Below are 22137 nucleotides of genomic sequence, written 5' to 3' on the forward strand. Positions count from 1 at the left end.
TCCTCATTAATTAGAACGTTAAATTAAATCCTGCAGTAAACGTACGGTTCAAAGGATAAGTTGTTACACCTGAGTTCACCGATTCAGGATCAACATCTTTTACACCAGAGATTGTAAGGAGATTGGCACCCCTTGCAAAGATACGCATTTTCTGCAAACCCATACTCTCGAAGAATGGCAAACGTAATGTATAAGCCAACTCCACATTCTGAATCTTAAAGTAAGTTCCCTTCATTAACCAGAAATCAGACATCTGGAAGTTATTGTTGACTTTATAATATGTCAGTCTTGGATAATCACCACCTACATTATTCAATACGTATTCAGAATAATTGTTGTCTCCCCAACCGTTTTGGAAATAACGGTTAGTTTTCTGAATATCAAAACCGGCCTTACCGTCTCCTATTATTGTAAGCTCAAAATCTTTATATTTGAAACCGAGATTAAAAGTATAAATGTATTTAGGAGATGAATTACCAATCTGAGTCTTATCGTTATCATCTATAACACCGTCACCGTTCAAGTCTTTATATTTGAAGTCACCTTCATGAAGTTCAACGTCAAATAACTGATTTACAGAATTTGCTTCTTCATCGCTGGCATATCTTCCATCATAAACCAGACCAAAAATAGCATCAGTCGGTTTGCCTTCACGATATTGATAATCCCATTTATAGTTAGGTTCATCATAACGGAGCCTTTCTGTACGAGGTATTGAGAACGAGCCTCCTATCATGTAAGAGAAATCACCTACCTGTCCTTTATATCTTGCAGCAATTTCACCCCCATAATATAATGTGTTATTGTAATTCATATAAGGAACCTCTAGTAAACCTACCATTCCAGGAAATTGATTAGTTGGTCTTACCCATTCACCGTCATACAAAGAACGATAATAGTTTACACTTACAGACAGACTCCTATTAAACAGCATTGCATCAATTCCTACAGAGAACTCTTTTCTTGTTTCCCAATCAAGATCAGGATTCTTCCATTTATTATAGAATGTATATTTAGGAGTCCATCTTGAACCACCTCCCATCCATGTATTAGAAGAATTAGGACCAAACTGCGAACCATCACCATTTTGCCACTTATTTTCATACATACTCAAAGTCGGAGATGATGATAAATATCCTAGAACACCATATTCAGCTCTCAGTTTAAGGAAATCAATAAAGTTCACATTTTTCATGAAATTCTCTTCTGAAATGACCCAACTTGCACCGATAGAAGGGAAAGCCCTGAAACGTTTTTCTTTTATAAGTTCCTGTGAACCTGCGTATGACACTGCCCCCTGTATAGAATATTTCTTGTCGTATGTATATCCTGCCATAAAGTTAGCATTCATTTCACGCAACGGATTTTCTACCCCCTGACGTGCAAGTTGTGACATGAAAAGAAGAGCACTAGCCTTTACATCATGCTTACCGTTGAACACATTTTTATAGTCAATTGACTGATAACCTGAATATCTCAAGAAATAGTAGTCACGCATTTTCGATTCACCTGAAGCTGTAATAGGTGTCTGCACATGAGTATATTCATAACCTCCTTCAGCGTCATCGGACGGAGTCATAGTATAAGCCGAATATCTCTCATTTTTACCGATACGAGTCTGATTATAACTTGAAATATCCATAAAAGTACGCAAAGAGATACCCTTTATAATATGGTTAAGATCTATATTCAAACCGATATTAGCTCTTCCTGAACGTCCTTTCTCTGTATAATAACCGCTTGATGCCAATGCACCAATAGGATTATAATTGAAAGTATTGCTTACACCATAATTTAGGATATCTTTATCTTCACTTTCGATAGGAACATAAATAGGGAAAGCTATTGGCGAAACAGAAGTAGCCTGATCCAGGGCTCTGTCAAAATCGAAGTAATCAAAAGTATCATACTGATAATTTGGTGACTTACGTATTGAAAGTCCCGCGAAAAGTCCTAAATCAACAGAAATGAAATCATTTATTTTCATATCCATATTAGCACGGGCATTCAATCTGTTATAATTCGCAGTTTCTCCTATTTTAAAATTATCACCTTCTCCAGTATAACCAAGATATGCGAAATATTTTACAAAATCATTTCCCCCTGTTGAGGAAAGATTCACACGCTGATATGATTTGGTATCCTTGAACATCATATCCTTGAAATTGGTACTTGGATATTTCAAATCGTATGGATCATTCTTGGAATAACCGGCAATAGCCTCATCAGTGTAAATAGGTTCCATTCCGCTATTCTGACGTGCCATATTATTAAGTCTGGCATAATCAGCACCTTCTGTCCAATTAGGGAATCTATCAACAACACTCACACCGGCTTCCATATTCACTCTCAATTGTCGTGCATCAGTATTACCTCTTTTTGTCTTAATACTGATTACCCCATTGGCAGCTCTTGGTCCATACATGGTCTTAGCCAAAACATCCTTTATAAAAGTGACAGTTTCAATTTCCTGAGGATCCAAAGGCGTCTCTGCAATATCAACTTGAACTCCGTCAATGAGGTAAATAGGCATACTTCCTCTCATATACTCGTTGGCACGATTTCTATCCTTGTGTATTTCCGAAGAAATGCCGGTTGCACCATCTGTTTCAGTAATTGACAGACCAGTTACAAGGCCGGAAAAAGCCAAACGAAGGTCTGTAGAAGGATATCTTTCAAGTTCCTCACCGGTAATAACAATATAATCGCCGGTACTATTCGATTTCTGCATTGTCCAATAAGGCAACTCAATATTCTCTTCACTGGAGTTGAATAGTTCTGAGTTTTCTAAAACGACTAAAGACTTATCGGCTGCTTCATTCAGAGAAAGAACTTTTTCTTCATATCCTTTTTCAGAAATAGTAACCAACTCACTACCGTTACCTTTCAATGAGACTTTTCCATTAGCATCACTCTTATAGTTCGTACGGTTATTGCCTACATAAACATCCACATCCGGGATAGCATTTCCTTTTTCATCAACAACCACAATACTGACTTCACGCACACCTTCAACATGATTATTTGCCATAACCACTCCATTAACAGCCGACAACGACATCAGAATGGCGAGGGGGCGATGAATTGTTTTCAATATATATTTCATAATAATCTGTTTTACAAATTAAACATCACCAAACCGGATTCAGGCTGGTATCAAAATCCTTGAATTTATAATAATCGTCTGTGGCAAATGGGAAGTAGTACATATAGTCAAACCATTTAACCTGACGGTCAGAAGGCAATTCAACTCTGGTATATTTAAACTGCATATCGCCAGTTCTTTCTATATCCATTCCAATTAACGGTGTTGACATAACTTCAGGAGCTATCATCCATCTTCTTATATCATGGAAACGATGAAAACCTTCCTGATCAAACTCTACAGTTCGTTCATTATAAAGACGTTCCCTAAAGAGGTCTTTATTTGCAAGATACTTTTCGTCTAAATCAGGCATTTCTGCACGCTCACGAATTTTATTCAAAGCTTCAGCCGCCGTCAGATTAGCTCCAGGTGCTGTTTCTTTAGGTCCGTATGCCTCATTAACGGCTTCTGCATAGTTCAAATACAATTCGGCCTTTCTTATAAGCGGATCGGTCATCAATATACCTCCCATCTGATTTCTGTAACTTATATCATTTGTATACTTACGTGCATAATATCCTGTATAAGTATGTCCTTTAAAACTCTGGTCCCAGTGTGTCGCGTATATACTCTTACCCTGAGCATCTTTTGTATAATAAATATTAGCCTTATTTTTATACTCTCCTGTTTTAACCTGCGACCATGTTATATCAGCCATATTATAAATGACATTATTGTAGAAACGTGGATCTCTGTCAATATATGGGTTCTGTTCATTATAATGTCCTAAAGCTGCTGCTGCATTTCTGTCAGCCTCAGTATTGAGAGGATCGCCCCACTTAGTCTCATACTTGTCAACCATATTCTGTGTAGGATTCTCTCCTGACGCATAGCTCTTATTATTTTGAAATACACCAGACACCATAGACTGCAAGTCACCACTATTATATGTCTTTTTTCCAGCATGCCATGCCCATATCTGTTCATTTGAATATTTCACGCTATGAAAGTTCTTATAATATTCATCCATAGGTAACAATTCGTACTGATATTCATCCGCCATTTTTAGAGCTTCCCATGCAGCATCAGCAGCTAATTTCCAGTCCTCTTCACCATTAGCATTATTCAATTTACTTGCAGCATACAGAAGAACTCTGGATTTTAAAGCCTTCGCAGCCATGCCAGCCGGACGTCCCTGTAAAGGATCTTCCAAGTGACCGGCCTGACCAGGTCCCGGGTCACGACGTATCTTTCCTGCTGCCTGGAAAGCTACAAATGCAGAATCCAAGTCATTGGCAATTGCAACGAATGTTTCATGTTTGCTCAGTCTAGGCAAATCCCAGTCATCGTATGCACCAATAGGCTGTGTAATATGAGGCATTGGTCCCCAATAAGTAGCCAGTATAAAGTGACAATAAGCCCTCACAAAATAAGCCTGACCTCTCATATCCTCAATATCTTCCGGTGTTGGAGCATCTTCTACCCTATTCAGATTCTGTAATGTTATATTTGCTACACGAATAGACTTGAACATTGCATCAAAAACCGGACGTCTCTTTGTATCATACGTAATAGTATTGATATTTCCCTGCATCATACCTCTTTTTACAGGCTGTCCCCAGAACACACGTCCATTATCTGCAATATCCGTAGTAGCATTCAAACCTGTTTTCTGGTCCCACATCATCCAATACAGAGGATGAGCAGAAGTTATATTTATTTTGTCTTTTCCACCATATACTACATCAAAAAAAGCCTTCATATTGACGTATTTTCCAAATACCTCTTCTTCAGACAATCCCGCCTCAGGCGATATATCCAGATAATCTGTACACGAAGTGGATGCAAACACCATCATAAGCATCCCGACAACTGTCAAATATATTTTCTTCATAATCATAATTACTTAAAACGATACTTTTAAACCAAGTTTATATGTACTCATCTGCGGATAAAATCCTTTTTCAAAGTCTCTTCTTTCAGGATCGCCTTCCACAAGTTTAGTAAATGTCAAAACATTGTTACCTGTTGCATATACCTGAAAATTGGAAACTCCGAGAATTCGTTTCAGATATTTAGACTTGAAATCATATCCTATATATATCTCGCGTAATTTCAGATAATCAGCCTTTCTCCAAAAACGTCCATCCAGCGCAATGTCATAACCTGTGTACGAATCACCACCAGTCCAAGAGAATCTCGGGTCATTGGTTGAGCCACCCAAGAAACGCAATGCCGAATGATTAGCATTAGGATTTGTCGGTGTCCAATAATCCAGCTGTGAGGCATGCAAACGATATGCGTCCTGATTAAATTCTATTTCGTATGCCTCATTAAATGATACGTATTTGCCGATATTTCCCTGGAACAGAATATTGAATGTCAGATTCTTATATTTCAATCCTCCACCGAAAGAGAATACACAAGGAGGATACTTACTACCATATATCGGATATTGGTCTACTACTGTTATAGAGCCATCTGCTGTATAATCAAGATATCTGTAATCACCAGGTATCATATTTTCTATATTAGAAGTAGTAGGATAGTTATGAATATCATCTATTGTATTGAAATAACCATTACCTGTTGTAATACTACCGTTATATAATCCTCCGTATGCCTTTCCGGCTTCTTTCATATAATCAGGAGCGTATGGAAGGTCGTCCTTGGCAAGAATACGGTTTTCATTAAAGCTTACCATACCATTCAGGTGATAATTGAGGCCATAACTTGTTTTCTTGTTAAAACCGACCTCAATATCAAGACCATGTTTCTTCATTGCTCCAAGATTAAGTTGTTTAAATCCGTTATTACCAATCAATGGTGTTGACGATTTTGTTGTCAGAAGCATTTTGCTACGATGTTCATCATAAAGGTCAATACCGAAAGTAAACATGTTATCAAGCAATCCTATCTCGATACCTAAATCTCGTTTATGAGCCTCTTCCCATTGAGACAATACGTTAGGAACTTTACCTTCGTATATATAACTTCCACTCTTTGTATATTCACTCATGTAAAGCCAACGTTCACTTGCAGCATCACTACCAACACGTCCATCTGAATATCTGAACTTCAATTTGTTCATCCATTTTACGTTTTCCTTAAACCACTTTTCTTCGGATACTACCCAACCTAAAGCATAAGAAGGGAAGAAACCGAATCGGTTGGAAGGTGCGAAACGTTCAGAACCTGTATAGCCCAGATTGACCTCAAACAGATACTTATGTTTATAATCGTATGTTGCTCTCGCTACCCATGCCTCATTACGATAAGCAAAATCAGTATTTGTATTTTTCTGCTGACGGTTCATCAAAGCCAATGCTGATACTGTGTGGTCACCAAAAGTACGGTTATAGTTCAGAGAAGCCTCATAATACAGATTTGTATAATATCCACTCTGTAATCCACCAACGTTAATATCCAAAGGAGTTTGTACAAACACATCATCAGATTGACCACTTCTTACCCAAGGATTGATTCCAGTACCAATATTCTCAAAATGAAGATCATATGTAGGAAAAGTCCAATCGGCTTTTAAAGTTTCATTATTATAATAAGTACTTAATGAGACCTTTCCACTAAACGAAAGACCTTTTGTTATGAAATCAAGCTTTTGCTTGAATAAAAGGTCAGAATAAAGTGTTGACGATGTTTTTTGACTGAATTTACCCTGATGCAATGCTGAATAAGGATTATCATCACCATCCTGAGAATTAGCCAATCGATCTCCCGTTGCATCCGGATAATCTAAGTCAGGAACTTCTTCCAGCACCCATGATGGGAAATATGCCGGATAAAGTGCTGTACTGGTTTGAAACATACCTTCCCAAATACTACGCGAACTACTACTGTTTGGTGCATTTCTTACACTGACGATACCACCAAGATTAAAAGACAGAACTGTTGATTTTGTCAAATCAAAGTCAAGGTTCATACGATAGTTCAAACGGTCATATTTGAATCGTGTATCACAATATCCTTCATTAAACGATTCGAAAAGTGAACCTTCATGAGTATATCCTAAAGAAGCATAATACTTCACAAATTTAGTTCCTCCTGTCAACGACACATTGGCATTGGTTGTTGAAGCAAAGTTCTTTGTCAACAGTTCAAACCAGTCAACATCCGGATATCTCAATGAGTTCAAACGTGAAGAAGGATTACGATATTCAGAAAGTTCATAATCAGATTTCAAATTAGAATAATGACCCTGATTCTTGTTCGCAATATTATACAAGCTCATAGTAGTATAAGAATCAATATGATCACTGACACGTGTCGGAGTCTGAATACCATAGCTTACAGAAGCACTCAACTTAGGTTTACCTTCAGTACCTCTATTAGTAGTTACGATAATTACACCATTCGCACCTTTCGCACCAAATACAGCTGTTGCTGATGCGTCTTTCAAAACTGATATACTTTTTACCTCATTAGGGTCTATCGCATTAAAATCACGTTCAACACCATCCACCAAAACCAACGGAGCATTACCGTTCCAACTGGATACACCACGGATAATGATGTCATTAGCAGTACTACCTGGCTGACCAGACTGTTGCATAGTCAACACTCCAGGGAGTTTTCCTGACAAAGCAGCTGTAATATCTGAAGTACCCGCATTCGTAATTTTCTCATTGTCAACCTGTGATATGGCACCAACAACACTTTCCTTCTTCTGTATACCATAACCTACAACAACGACTTCTTCCAATACTTCTGTGTCTTCATGCATTCGTACTAACAGCTTTTTATTCTTTTCAATTGCAACTTCAGCTGTAGCATAACCCAAATAAGATACAATAATCTTCTTACTATTTGACGGCACATTAGGAATCATAAAGTTTCCATCAAAGTCGGTAATAGTTCCCAACGTTGTTCCATCTACTCGAATATTTGCACCGATTATCGGTTCACCATTCTGATCCAAAACAGTACCTTTCACCACAATTGCCTGCTGCAGGGAAGCATGAACTTCCATTGCAGAAGCAGGATCAGAATTTATATGTGCATCCTTTGCGTTCAGCATAGAAATCATACCGGGCTGAAGCATCAATAAGCACATGGAAATTTTGCATACTTTTTTTCTCATAAATATGTGTTTATTCCTATTATTAAATTAAGGGGGATCTAACATCCCTAAGGTTATCGGATGTAATACCGTCACCCCTTCAGAGTTAAAAACTTTCCTTCGAAAAGGAGTTCATACAAAACTCAAGAGTTTAAGATTACATAACATCTAAGAGCTGTACTTTTTACGGCAAATCACTAAGAAGAATTCATAAAAAACATTTTGTAAAAAAAATTTGTCAATCACAATTATTATCTCATATAGTCAGATTAGAATAAAAACTATAAATCGAATTCCACTTTCATAAACAACAAGCCTATTATTCCTTCATCCACCTTTCCGAGTATTGCAACAATCTTTTTACCAAAAGAAAAACTTCACCTATTAGATTTTAACTTAATAATATATAATATTCTAATTCCTGTATAAATTTATTTTCCATTGCAAAATTACAAGTATAAGAAAAGTAAAGCTTCTAAAATTGGGTAAAAATAGGTATAAAATTCAACACACAAGTATCATATATACGTCACAAAGACTTTAAAAGCATCTCGTACCATATATTATACCTAATAAAACCAAATTTAAACCACGATGATATATGAGATGACTATTTTTGTGATAGAATAAAAATCGATATATTTTACTACCTAAAAAGACTAATATCTGTAGAAAAATTTAAAATCAAACAATATGACTAACAAAATAATTTTAATAATATTGTCAATATTTTGCAGTAATATCGTATTCTGTAAAACAACGGATAATATTAAAGAATACATGTCCTCTCAAGCTCTTAAATGGGAACAACTCCCAATGCAATGGAACGAAGGTGCATTCCTTGGAAATGGAAGAATAGGAATGATGGTTTACGTTGACTCAGTCGACAACTCCCTGACGTTATGGTTAAGCCGTCCTGACGTAACAGATCATCGTTTGGCCCCTGACAGAAAATCATCATTAGGAATCAAGGGTGCATCTGTGATGACTGACTTTTGCCGTATGGACATTGGAAAAATAAAGTTATTCCCCGAAACTGAAATTAAATCAGGGAATATGGAACTCAACATTTATGACGCTACTCTCACGGGTATTCTACATACAGATAAAGGAGATATTTCTCTAACAGCTTATACACCTTATAATAGTGAAGTAAACGTTGTTGAAATAAAGACCAGTATACCATATAAGTGGAAGTTTCAGCCAGGAAGTCCACGTTCTCCTCGTATACAAGTTTTCCCACACCTTAAAGACGAACTGAAATATGAGGATAATCCTACACCAAAACAGTTTACAGATATACACGAAGGTTGGAGTGTACATCAATTGCTTGCCGGTGGTGACTACGCAACGTATTGGAAAGAGATTCAAAATCAAAATGGTTCCGATCTATATATATCTACAATGAACGAGGTTCCTGCGTCAGGGAAATCACTAACAAAAGCAAAAAGAGAAGTAAATAATGCAATCAATAAAGGTACCCAAAAACTAAAGAAAGAAATGAGATCTTGGTGGCATGATTATTATAAAACCGGTATTATAAACATTCCAGACAAAAAAATGGAAAACTTTTATCATATTCAGTTATACAAGCTTGCTACCTGTTCACATCCTGACGGACCGGTTATGGATACTTTCGGTACTTTCTACAAGACAAGCCAATGGCCGGGAATATGGTGGAACCTTAATGTACAACTTACTTACATGGCTACTCATTCCACAAACCGACTTAATCAGGGAGTTAATTATCAAAAGCTATTGGATAAACTGTTTACAGATATCATGATTGCGTATGGTCCTGCAAAATGCGGAGACTTTGCATGGGCACTACATACATATTATTCATACATGAGATATGCCGGAGAAGACTGGAGAATTATAAAAGACAAATTCATGCCCAAAGCAAGCGAATTATTTAAGTTCTATATACCTCATTTGAAGGAAATAGACGGAATAATTCATTTGTTAGACACTGAATCGCCGGAATATGAAGGATTTAAAACATACAATAACAGCAATTATAATCTGGCTGCACTCAGATGGTTATTGCAAACAATGACTGAACTATGTGACAGGACAAATGAAAGGCCCAAAGAATACGCTGAATGGAAAAATATTCTGGAGAAACTTCATACATGTCCTATAAATGAGAATGGTTATATGATTGCAAGTGACAAACCATTTGCAAAATCACACAGACATTACTCTCATTTACTGTCTTTTTACCCATTAAGACTTCAAGACACTACAATACCTGAAGTAAATGCCGTATTGGAAAAATCAATAGACCATTGGATGAATATAGGTAATGGTAAGGGACTGGCAGGATATTCATATACAGGCGCAACATCTCTATATGCCTATCAAGGAAACGGTAATAAGGCATACGAGAAGATATATCACTTTCTAAACAAACCTATAGGTATAAGCCTACTCCTACCAAATACTATGTATGTGGAAAGTGGAGGGAAGAACCCGGTTATAGAAACCCCTTTAAGTGCAGCAACAGCCATTACCGAGATGCTTCTCCAAGGTTGGGGAGAAACATTAAGAGTTTTCCCGGCAATTCCTGATGAGTGGAATGACTGTAAATTCAGAGAACTTAGGGCAGAAGGTGGATTTGTAGTATCTGCATCACGTAAAGGAGGAATTACAGAGTGGATAAGCATACACAGTGATGCAGGACAAAAATGCAGAATATATTTACCGGACTGGAAACAAGTATATATTATAAAAGGATATAAAGCTAATATCAATTCTGAGGGAAATGGTTATTACACCATTTCTTTGCCAAAAGGAAAATCAATAACTATTTCCAGAGAAAAAGAAACAAAAATACAGTCTGAATATAAATATTCTGAAAACGGAAATAGTAATTTTTATGGAGTGAAAAAGGGAAAAGGGCTATCAAGACAAATGGATTGGCCAGAAGATTTGGAAAGCATAAAAAAAGAAGCAGCAAAACAAGATCCAAAATATTTAATCAAATGATATATAAGTATGAAAAGAAATCTATTATTTTTAGGTGCATTCATGATTATGACACTATCAGGATGCAACAGTGAAAAAAAGGTCTCGGAGGAACAGGCATTCATTAACGAGAACGTAACATTTGCCTGTCAACAGACAGAAAACATGCTGAAAGAAGTAGGTAAGCCAGGTAAAAAGAATTATCCAAGAACAGTAACACCAGACGGAAAACTCCGTACCACATCAAGACGTGACTGGACCCCAGGGTTCTTTCCAGGATCTTTATGGTACCTTTATGAACTTACAGGCGACCAGAAATGGAAAGGCTATGCTGAAGAATGGACACATTCGCTTGAAGAATTAAAGACATTTACAGGGCATCATGACATCGGTTTTATGATGTATTGCAGCTACGGTAATGCTGAAAGACTGGCTCCACGTCCTGAATACAAGGACATACTGGTTCAAAGCGCTGAATCTCTATGTACAAGATATAACGATACTGTTAAAGCAATAAAATCTTGGAATTACCGTGAGGCATGGAATGGCAACAAGTGGTACTACCCTGTTATCATTGACAACATGATGAATCTTGAACTGCTGTTTTACGCACACAAAGTAACAGGAAACAAGAAATTCTATGATATAGCAGTAACACATGCCAACACTACGTTGAAAAATCAATTCAGACCTGATTTCGGTAGCTATCACGTAGTGAACTATGATCCTAAAACAGGTGAAGCACTGCACAAACAAACATGTCAGGGATACAGCGATAATTCTACTTGGGCTAGAGGAGAAGCGTGGGCTGTATACGGCTACACTATGATGTATCGTGAGACAAAAGATCCTGTATATCTTGAAGCAGCACAAAATTTTGCTGACTTCTATATCAAACATTTGCCTGAAGATCTGGTTCCAACCTGGGATTTCAATGCCGGACAAGAGGGATACGTGCCTGATGGAAAATCATACGCCGGAGAATATGAGAATGTAGCACAACTGAAAGACGCATCAGCTACAGCTATTGTATGTTCAGCCTTATTTGATTTGGCAAAACTGGCTAATAACAACAGCTACGAAGATATCGCGATAAAAATGCTGAAAAGCTTGTCGTCTACAAGCTACAGAGCAGAATTGGGCAAAAACGGTAATTTTATCATAATGCATTGCACAGGAAGTCTGCCACATAAATCGGAAATAGATGCACCGCTTGTATATGCTGACTATTACTACCTGGAGGCTCTAAACAAATACAAAAAACTAGTAAAATAAACGTTACTATAAATAGGTATTATTATTTTATTACAATATATATTGAGTTAAACAAAGTAAAGAATAAATACCCGGCCATTGTGAAATGGTCGGGTATATTATTATACATTCTGTGAAACTCACAATAGAAAGAACTATTTTATTTGACATTAACAACCATAGTAATAACTTTTGAATCTTCATTCTTATAATTAGAATTAGTCATCAAGAAAGTTGCGCTATATGTTCCTTCATGTTCGTATATAAATTTATAAGAAGTTATATTATTTGATATGTTCTTTATTGTTATTCCCTTATCTGGAATACAAGAATTGATGACCAGATAATCTGAAACCAACCATGATTCGCGTAAACCTTTTCCAACAGGTACACTATGAACAAACAAATTACCTTTTGAAGCATTAACCAGATTCCACATACCCCAAATATTAAGGTTAACTGTTCCATACCATAAAGCACTCTCTACCAGTTTTCCGGAAGCATCATAATATCCTGAAACCTTAGATAAATTTGGATCAAGGGTAATATTACTTAAATCAGAGCTCCATATATTAACAGGTGTAAGTCCAAACTCCGAAGCATAAAGTACTACAGTAGACCCATTATCCAATACATTGGTAATTTTCAGATTGTTAAAATTAAGTCTTGGCTGTTGTTTTGTTTCATCATGAGGATGTACATTAATAGCAAGTGTCAAATTCTTACTTAAATAAGGTTTCATATCCTTCTCAAAGTGTCTGGTTACATTAGGAGCATCTGGTATTTCTTCCTGTTCAACCCACTCTCCCCACTCTGAAAAGTCTTTTAAAAGCTGACAATCCTGTTGGAAATCATTTTTGAATAGTCCAGTAAAGGATTCAGACATATACATACTGAAAAGATTATCATAGCCACCGCTCCACTGAGTATTGACATCAACGGAAAGTGTAGACGATACTATCTGACTAGGATCTATAGTAGTACGATTTCTATATTCAAAATTACTTCCTTCCTCACCACTGAAAAAAACGATATTGTCCGGATCGCCACTGAAAACAAATTCTATCGGTTCTCCTTTTTTCACGTTTAAGGTAAGTCCGTCACTTACCACATTCTCGTTTTGTGTAACTGTTACTCCTGCTATGGATATATCTTTATCCAGACCATCATCACAAGAAGTAAAAGCCAAGACTATCAAGCTCAATGAAATTAATCTATATGTTTTCATTTTTCTTATATTAAGTTAAATAGATTACCAACCTGGATTATTAGATGTTATTGCCTTATTGACCGCCATCTCTGCATCTGGAATTGGGAAATAGTTATATGTATCTGTTACATCAAGATAATTCTGTACATTGTTCAATTTTACCTGAACCCAGATACTAGGATCAGAAGCTATTGCTTCAGAACGCCTTTCCTGCATTTTTTCTGTAAACTCTCCCCAACGTATCAAATCATTACGACGGGTAAACTCGAAGCACAGCTCCATAGCACGTTCTTCTTTAACTGCCTTACGGAAAGCATCCTGACTCTCTATATCCTTAGGGTATTCCAAACCGGCACGTGTTCTCACCAATGTAAGACACTCCTTTGCCAATGCTGTAGGTCCACCATACGCTTCATTTTCAGCCTCAGCAATCATGAGCAATACATCAGAATAACGAAGAATAGGATAATTGATAGATGTAAAATTCTTATTTTTCTTGTCATCTTCGTATTCACGACGATATTTTGCACATGAAGGACTTTGGTCAGCATTATCTTTAAAATAATCAGCTGCATACGAATATGTATTTCGTCCCCAGTTTCCAAAAGTATTCTTAATTACATCCATTGCTTTCTGACTGACAAACTGTCTTTTTTTAACAGCACCTTTTCCTGAGTCGTTAGCGTCAAGATATTTAAATGGAGCAATATTCCAATAGAATCGTTCCTGATCGCCATTATCTGTATAGAGATTATAAAGATAAGGAGTGGCAAAAATAAACTCATAACAATACCCCGGATCCTCACTTCCTACAATATTACTCTGATTAGACAAATCGGGAGCACCTAAACCGACTATATTTCCCCACCTGCCTTCTGCTATAATATCAGTAGTGTAATTTCCAGCGAACTCAGCCTCCCAAAGACTTTCATTGGCTGTTGTATTGTATTCATTCGAACAAATATCAATAAAGAAATCCCAATAATTTTCGGCAAGACTATGCTTATTCAATCCTTTTACTTTCTGACCATATTCACTAGCTTTTTCAAAATATGTTTTAAGTTCATCATTTGTAGCCTGACGTTTCTCACGGTGCCATTCACCTGCACGGAATAAATATACCCTTGAAAGCATACCCCATGCTGCAGATTTAGAGACATGTCCTGGTTTAAAGTTGAGTTCTTCGGCAGAAAGCAGTCCACCGGTTTCCTCGTCAGATACCTCAGCCATTTCTTTAACTATAAAATCATATATAGTCTGACGGTTTGTACGTTCTATCTCCAACCCTACAACACTATTCACTGATTTTGTTCTGAATGGAACATCTCCCCAGTTCTGTACTAAATTAAAGTAGTAAAAAGCACGGAGGAAACGTGCCTCAGCGATATATTGTGCTTTTAGTTTTGCATCCATCTCAGGTACACGGTCAATATTTTCAAGAAACATATTGGCACGATTTATACCAGAGTAAAGAGTATACCAGAAACCGGTTACTGCCGGATCACTAGAGAGTGCATTTGCACAAATCAATCCTTTTGTAGCAGGTGTACGCGTGCTGGAACCTCCATAAGTCTGTAAATCATCACCTCCCTGAAGATAAATATAGTTCTCACCATAGAAAGAAGCCTGTCCCAATATAGCATATATGCCAGTCAGAAAAGAGCTAGCCTCATCTGCTGTATTGAAATATGTTTCTGGAGTAAGATCTGTTGGTTCTTTATCAAGAAAATTACATGACGTAATTATCCCTGCCAACAAAAATGTATATAAATAATGTTTTAATAATTTCATACTCATTAATTTTAAAAATACAAACATTTATTAAAAACCAAGATTAACTCCAAAGCTTACAGTATAAGCTCTAGGATAAGAAGAGAAGTCAAGTCCTGGTGTCAATGCACTATTACGAACTGATACTTCAGGGTCATATCCTGAATAACTAGTCCATGTCCACAAATTCTGAGCTGCAACATAGAGTCTGACATTTGTAAGACGAGCCTTTGCAATCATTGTTTGTGGGAAAGTATATCCTAAAGAAACAGTCTTCAAACGAAGGAATGAACCGTCCTCGATTATTCTTGACGAGAAAACTCGATTAGAGCTAGACTGTGTTGCGGCAGGAATATCACTATCTGGATTTTCAGGTGTCCAACGATCTGCATAATTTGCAAACTGATTCAGCTCACGCTGCATATTGTTTGAACTTTCGAAGAACAGTCTGTTCGCATTAAGAATGTCATTACCATACGACCACTGGAAAAAGATACTTAAATCAAATCCTTTATATGCAAAATTGTTTGTAAATCCACCAGTATGTATAGGAAGACCACGACCAATAACTGTACGGTCATTAGAATCTATTATTCCATCACCGTTTATATCTTTATACTTAGGCATACCAGGTTGGGTATTAGCTTCAGTAGAAAAGTATGGTACTCCCCCTTTCAGAGTATAACTGTTTCCGGATTTAATAAAATCATCATATTTATATGTTCCTTCATAAATATATCCATACATCATTCCCATTGGACTACCAACTTTTGCAATATAGCTAGGCTGAGAGTTATAATTTTGGTCAAAAGTTGCAGCTGTCAGCAGACTTTGCTGGTTTTCTGCCAGTTCCAACACTTCATTCTTATTGAACGCTATATTAAAATCTGTAGTCCATTGGAAGTTCTTTGTCTTTATATTTATAGTACTCAGACTTAATTCAAGACCATCATTTCTTACCTTACCAATATTCTTTGTAGCACTATAGAAACCTGAGGATAATGGCAACGAGGCATTAAGCAACAAATCGCGTGTTGTCTTACGATATATATCAGCTGTAAAATTCAGTCTTTCATTAAAGAAACTAAGATCGACACCTAAGTTCCACTGTTCTGTTGTTTCCCACTTAAGGTCTTCATTAGGAAGAGACGTAGGAACTACTCCAACATTTGTATTGTCATTATCAAAAGGATATGCTCCACTAGGAATACTTCCGTTGGATATATAATCACCTGTTCTAACCTTCAATTGTTCAAGTAATGCATAATAATCATATTCTCCGATACGGTTATTACCTGTCAATCCCCAACTCAAACGAAGTTTACCGGCTCCTAATACATTCTTTATAGATTTCATAAAATCTTCTTCCATAAAATTCCAAGCCAAAGAACCAGAAGGGAAGTAACCATACCTGTTTCCTTTACTGAACTTAGAAGAGCCGTCTGCACGGAAAGAGGCAGTAGCATAATATTTTGACTTATAATTATAATTCAAACGAGCAAGATATGACATCATAGACCAGGAACTTTTTAAAGAAGAAGCAGAAGACAATACACCATCTGCCATACCTGCCATACCCAAGGACTCATTTGGTATATGTGTTGTTTTCATCATGTAATACTCATAATCAGAATTCTGGAATGTAATACCAACCAAAGCATTAAAGAAATGTCTATTTTTGATATTAGTCTGATATGTTAGGGTATTCTCATTTAACCATGTCAAACGCTCATTACGAATAACCTGTGCATTTACCTTATCTATAGATGTAGGTCCGCCGTATCTTGTATTAGAGTTATTGAATTGGTCGTTCTTACGAGCATCGTAAGTGTAACCTCCGGATATCTTAAGTTTCAGGCCTTTTAAAATATCGTATGAGACATAACCATTCAATTGAAGATTATTAATGTAAAACTTTCTATATTCTTCTTTCAACGATCTGATAGGATTAAAACGATAGTCATTAGTACTGTCTATCGCATCATCCATTACATCATTTAGTAATGAATCCATTGATTTATTTGGGAAAGTTACCGGACGATACCCCCAAACACTGAAAAAAAGGTTATTCATTCCGCTATAAGATGTCTCAGAAGGCGTACTACCTGTCTGAACACTACGCGAATAATTAGCCGTAAGACTAATATCTAACTTATCACGACGAACTGTTGTATTTATACGTCCCTGAAACCTATCATAACCAGTATTCAACAAAATACCATCCTGATTATAATATGACATTGAAGCATTATATCTAACACCCTCAGTACCACCGGTTATACGCAGATTATGATTATGCTGCATTGCTGTACGAAGAATTTCATCCTGCCAATCATATTGGAAAATATTTCTATAATCATCGAGTGTCCAATCCTTACCATCGTAATTCATTAAATATCCACCACTTGCATTAGCAGCCGCCTGAGGATACATTTCTGTCTGAAGTTTAACAAATTCGTATGCATCCATCATAGGTATCGTGCGTGTAACATTCTGCATTGTAACACTGCCGTCATAAGTAATCTGTGCTTTTCCTACTTTTCCTTTTTTTGTAGTGATTATTACTACACCATTCGCTCCACGAGCACCATAAATAGCTGTAGCGGAAGCATCCTTTAAAATATCCAATGATTCAATATCAGAAGGATTTATTGTACTTGCTATTGCAGCGTCTTCTACCGGAAAGCCGTCTATGACATAAAGTGGAGAATTATCCTGAGTTAAAGAGTTATTACCACGAATAACAATATTCATAGTTCCTCCTGGAGTTCCTTCACCAGATGTCACGTTAACTCCTGCCACTCTACCACCTAATGTCTGGTCGAAAGAACCTACAGGCGTGTTCAAAAGGTCATTCATATCAGCCTTCGCTACCGAGCCCGTCAAATCTTTCTTTTTAACTTCCTGATAACCGACAACAACAACTTCTTCAAGCATTTCTGAATCTTCTTTCAGAACAATAGCCATAGGCTTAGATGTATCAGCTTTTACCTCTAAACTTTGGTAACCAATATAAGAAACAACCAGCACGGCATTCTTGTCTGTTACAGATATGGAAAACTTACCGTCCATATCGGTTATTGTTCCCTGATTTGTTCCTTTTACTAAGATACTAGCTCCGATAACCTCGAAACCTGTGTCATCAAGAACTGTACCTTTAACGAGTGACTGAGCCACTACATTGGTGACCGCCATAAAGGTTAACAGCAAAATACTGAAAGCCCTCTTCCATTTTAATAATACTTGGAATCCAGTTTTCATACGAAATAAAATTACGTTTAGTTTAATTTTTAATGTTTTTATTTTGCAAATATATTAACAATGCCCGACGGACAAATGACAAAATAGTTCAGGAATAGTACGAAATAATACAAATCACCAGTATATTTATAAATTTACACCTGAATAATACCAACAAATACAAATTAATTTAATTATGCAAAATGAATAAATAAATATTTTGATTTAATAAGGATAAATTATAAACAACAGAATCATATAAAATAATATGTATTAATACATCAAAAAAATGCCCTGTCATTCAAACTTAAACGACATGACGTTTAAGTTTGAATGACAGGGCATTTTTTTAAGCTGTTTCTTAACTCTGAAAACAGAAAATTATTCTAAGAATATAGAATCAGAAACCGGTGTCATTACGAATGTAAATTCATAATCTCCGTATGGCAATCTGTATTCAGGCAGAGGTATTGCCCCCCAACTGTTTTCGCAAGCCAATCCCTGCTGAGCTTTATCAATAAGGAAATTTGTAAGCTTAGAAGGTTTTACTTCCGGAGAATGACGTTGATCTTTCTGTACTCCATCATCAAGAGATTCGATAGTATAATGAAGGGCAGAAGCAGAGAACGGTGCCTCAGATACAAACATCAATCCTTTTCCTTCATTATTCAAAAGTTTCCACCAACGGATATCAGTCTTTGTTCCGTTTTCCTGAGGACGGATATATGAATAGAATTGCTCTGTTACCGTCTGATTATATATTCCAAGATCTGCGCTATGATTGCGGTCAGAATAATTTTCAATAGGGCCACGACCATAATAGCTGATCTTTTCAAATGATTCCGGCATTACAAACTGCATACCGAAACGGAACATATCAGCAACTTTAACATCCTGGGCTGAAGCCATTCTTTGCGTTACTTTTACTGCTCCAGTGTTGTTTATGGTATATTTGATATACAATTTTGCATGTACTTCCTTCATTTCATATTCTGCAGATACTACAGCCATTCCATCTGACATTTCATGTTTCAATGACAAAAGTTTGATTTCCGGATTTCTCCATACAGCATTCCTTTTTTGCAAACCTGCTCCATAATCATTATCAGTTGGAGCACGCCAGAAGTTTGGAGTCAATTTTGCACCTTCCTTAATCATTGAAGTTCCATTAACCTCGTAGTAGTCCATATAACCATCGTTCTTATTGAACTGTATATTAAAGGATTCTCCTGTAATCTCAATACAATTAGAGTTTTCATCGTTTATTACAGGCTGCTTTACATCTACATTAGTCTGAGCTATGTTTGAGAACTGAATTTCAGAAGGCTCATATGCTCTTACCACTATCTGGTTTCTTGCTACTACATGACCTGCAGGAATAAGATCTTTTGTACATTTCTGAACATATTTCACATTAAGAAGCCATTCACCACTGTCGTCTGTATTTCCAAAATCTAATTTAACCTTGGCTGTCTGCTGTGGTGCGACTCGAATATCATCCAATGTTCCGCAACGTACAATCTTTCCATCCTTCAAAAGCTGCCATTCCATTCTGTAGGCAGATAGATCTGTAAAAAAATTCTCGTTGTGTACGTTCAATTCACCTTTACTCAAATCGGCTGGGGTTGTCCAGATGTTCTGATAGAAATAACCAACTTCATACATGTGTGGATTAGGAACTCTGTCAGGACTGATAAGACCATTGTTACAGAAATTGTTGTCGCTTGCATCAAAACGGTTAAAATCACCACCGTATGCATATATCATTTCACCATTGGCTCCTTTCCAACGGCATGACTGATCTACAAAGTCCCAGATAAAACCTCCCTGATATTTAGGATACTTGCGTACCAGATCCCAATATTCCTTAAAACCTCCCTGCGAATTTCCCATTGCATGAGCATATTCACATTGAATCAGTGGTTTATTAAAGTTTTCATCTTTTGAATATTCTTCACAGGCCTTATATCTGTAATACATAGGACAGAAAATATCAGTCTTTCCGTTTTTACCGGCCTGTTCATACTGTACAGCTCGACTTGGGTCTTCTGCTTTTATCCAATCGTAAGCAGCTTCGAAATTAGGACCATATCCTGCCTCATTTCCTAACGACCAGAATATTATGCTTGGATGATTGAAATTACGCTGAACATTGCGCATATTTCTTTCCATGTGCGCTTTAGCATAGTCTTTATTTTTTGCCAATGTCTTTTCACGGTAACCCATTCCATGAGATTCGATGTTAGCCTCCGCTACCATATATATACCATACTTGTCACAAAGCTCATACCAATAGGCATCATCAGGATAATGGCATGTACGAACAGCATTGATATTGAATTTTTTCATTATCTGTACGTCCTGAAGCATGCGTTCGCGAGAAACCACATATCCTCCGTCAGGATCCATTTCATGACGGTTAGCCCCCTTAAACAATACAGGCTGACCATTTACCAGGATCTGAGAATTCTTCAGTTCTATCTTACGGAAACCAACTTTGACAGGAACAACTTCTGTAATTGAAGAACCTTTCATTACACTTGCACGTAGTGTATAAAGATATGGACTTTCAGCTGTCCATTTAAACGGATTCTCAGTCTGAAGTTCGGTCTGTACTATTCCAGAGCCTTTAACTTCTTTATCGGCAACAACATTACCGGACTCATCAAGAAGTTCAAGTTTAACCAGATTGTTACCTTTCAGCTTAAGTTCAATATTAAGTGTACCGTTCTTATAATTATCGTCAAGATCAGGCGTAATACGGATATCGTCTATTCTGTTCTTGTTGCGTGTATAAAGATAACAGTCACGACCTACTCCACTGTAACGGAAAAAGTCCTGATCTTCAAGATAGGTTCCATCACACCAACGGAACACCTGAAAAGCTATAAGATTTTTCTGACCAGGTTTCAAATATTTTGTTATATCAAACTCTGCTTCAAGCTTGCTGTCCTCACTATAACCAACAAATTTTCCATTTACCCATAGATACATATTCGAAGTGACTGAACCGAAATGAGCAATTATATCTTTACCATTCCAGTCGGCAGGTATGATTATTTCCTTACGATATGAACCGACATGATTTTTCTCTATAGGAACGTATGGAGGATTGTTTTTATACTGATTACGCCACGCATATCCGACGTTTACATATATTGGATCGCCATAACCGTTTAATTCCCAAACGGCAGGAACTTGCATATCATCCCATCCTTTGTCATTATATCCTACACGGAAAAAGTCTGTAGGACGCTGATCGGCATTGGCAACCCAGAAAAATTTCCATGTACCGTTCAGTGTCATGTAATTCTCCGATTTTTCCTTTACGGAAGCTGAAGCAGATTCCAGATTCTCGTAAGCAAAAAAGCTGGAATGCATCGGAGCACGATTGATTTCATTCACCTGCGGATCCTGCCATTCTTTGAATGTTTGTGCAGAAACCGAGAATGAACAGGCACATAATGTGCCGAAAAATAAAAGTTTCTTCATGATAAATAGATTAATTTATTAGAGTTTTATTATATAAAA

The 22137-nt window shown here is 36.8% G+C and carries 9 protein-coding genes; 2 read left to right on the top strand and 7 right to left on the bottom strand.

Annotated features, from left to right (window positions below):
- Positions 1 to 10: 10 nt before the first annotated feature.
- The 3 genes from Q0486_RS15350 to Q0486_RS15360 are packed head-to-tail and all read right to left on the bottom strand — an operon-like array spanning position 11 to position 8183.
- Positions 11 to 3106 carry a SusC/RagA family TonB-linked outer membrane protein gene (locus tag Q0486_RS15350; protein WP_299235341.1) on the bottom strand — a complete coding sequence of 1032 codons (3096 nt, stop codon included), beginning with the start codon at positions 3104 to 3106 and terminating at the stop codon, positions 11 to 13.
- 25 nt (positions 3107 to 3131) lie between these two features.
- Positions 3132 to 4979 carry a RagB/SusD family nutrient uptake outer membrane protein gene (locus Q0486_RS15355; protein ID WP_299235344.1) on the bottom strand — a complete coding sequence of 616 codons (1848 nt, stop codon included), beginning with the start codon at positions 4977 to 4979 and terminating at the stop codon, positions 3132 to 3134.
- A 12-nt stretch (positions 4980 to 4991) separates the two neighbouring features.
- Positions 4992 to 8183: a TonB-dependent receptor gene (locus tag Q0486_RS15360; protein WP_299235347.1), complete on the bottom strand. Its 3192-nt coding sequence runs from the start codon at positions 8181 to 8183 to the stop codon at positions 4992 to 4994.
- 759 nt (positions 8184 to 8942) lie between these two features.
- On the opposite strand from Q0486_RS15360, the gene Q0486_RS15365 reads away from it, so the two are divergent.
- Complete coding sequence (locus Q0486_RS15365) at positions 8943 to 11153, top strand: glycoside hydrolase family 95-like protein (RefSeq protein ID WP_299235350.1); 2211 nt, start codon at positions 8943 to 8945, stop codon at positions 11151 to 11153.
- A gap of 9 nt (positions 11154 to 11162) precedes the next feature.
- A complete protein-coding gene (locus Q0486_RS15370) occupies positions 11163 to 12407 on the top strand; it encodes a glycoside hydrolase family 88 protein (protein ID WP_299235352.1) in 1245 nt (414 codons plus the stop codon).
- Positions 12408 to 12546: 139 nt separating this feature from the next.
- Here the strand turns inward: Q0486_RS15370 and Q0486_RS15375 are convergent, their stop codons facing one another.
- The 4 genes from Q0486_RS15375 to Q0486_RS15390 form a co-directional block, all read right to left on the bottom strand.
- Positions 12547 to 13614, bottom strand: a complete 1068-nt coding sequence (locus Q0486_RS15375; RefSeq protein WP_299235355.1) for a DUF5017 domain-containing protein — start codon at positions 13612 to 13614, stop codon at positions 12547 to 12549.
- Positions 13615 to 13638: 24 nt separating this feature from the next.
- Positions 13639 to 15387, bottom strand: a complete 1749-nt coding sequence (locus tag Q0486_RS15380; RefSeq protein ID WP_299235358.1) for a RagB/SusD family nutrient uptake outer membrane protein — start codon at positions 15385 to 15387, stop codon at positions 13639 to 13641.
- Positions 15388 to 15417: 30 nt separating this feature from the next.
- Entirely contained in the window at positions 15418 to 18561 is a 3144-nt protein-coding gene (locus Q0486_RS15385; protein WP_299235360.1) for a TonB-dependent receptor, read from the bottom strand.
- A gap of 426 nt (positions 18562 to 18987) precedes the next feature.
- On the bottom strand, positions 18988 to 22098 hold the full coding sequence (locus Q0486_RS15390) for a glycoside hydrolase family 2 TIM barrel-domain containing protein (RefSeq protein WP_299235362.1): 3111 nt from the start codon (positions 22096 to 22098) through the stop codon (positions 18988 to 18990).
- Between the last annotated feature and the right edge of the window lie 39 nt (positions 22099 to 22137).

The sequence above is a fragment of the uncultured Bacteroides sp. genome (assembly GCF_937912035.1).
GTDB lineage: Bacteria > Bacteroidota > Bacteroidia > Bacteroidales > Bacteroidaceae > Phocaeicola.